We start from the raw sequence: 649 nt of genomic DNA, 5'->3' as shown, positions 1-649 counted from the left end.
TTAATATGTTAAATAAACCACAAGTTTTACTTGTGGGGGACAGAAGAGCTTTAGCGAGAAAAACTTCCTTTCGATATAATAGTTTTCGGCCACCAACCAAAACTACCCGAAAGGAAGTTTTTGCACTGTCAAAAGACGATAATAGCTTAGCACACACTCGCTGGAATTGTAAATATCACATCGTGTTTACGCCTAAATACCGGCGAAAAGTAATTTATGGAAAATTAAGAGCAGATATTGGTCGCATCCTGAGAAGATTGTGTGAACTTAAAGAAGTAGAAATCATCGAAGCTCACGCCATGCCTGACCATATTCATATGCTAGTTAAGATACCACCAAAAATTAGTGTTGCCAGTTTTATGGGATATTTAAAAGGAAGAAGTGCCGTCATAATTCATGAACGGCATGCTCATCTGAAATACAAATATGGCAATCGTAGCTTTTGGGCCAGAGGATATTATGTCAGTACCGTTGGGTTAAATCAAAAGACAATTGAAAAATATATTCGAGAACAAGAAGCAGAAGATCGCTTACAAGATACAATTAGTAAAAGAGAGTACGTTGATCCATTTTCCAAGATTAAACCACAAAAATAATGAGAATAGTCGCGGTTGGTAGGCTTTTGTTGGGCCCCTTGAAGGGGCTTTTT

General features: G+C 37.6%; 1 protein-coding gene. It reads left to right on the top strand.

All coding sequences use genetic code 11. The annotated features are described in order from the left end of the window. Positions 1–125: 125 nt before the first annotated feature. Positions 126–596 carry an IS200/IS605 family transposase gene (gene tnpA / locus EQ827_RS08840; protein WP_181189423.1) on the top strand — a complete coding sequence of 157 codons (471 nt, stop codon included), beginning with the start codon at positions 126–128 and terminating at the stop codon, positions 594–596. The last annotated feature ends 53 nt before the right edge of the window (positions 597–649 follow it).

This window comes from Bombilactobacillus bombi (assembly GCF_013607485.1).
GTDB classification, from domain to species: domain Bacteria; phylum Bacillota; class Bacilli; order Lactobacillales; family Lactobacillaceae; genus Bombilactobacillus; species Bombilactobacillus bombi_A.
This window is presented reverse-complemented; position numbering and strand designations above follow the sequence as displayed.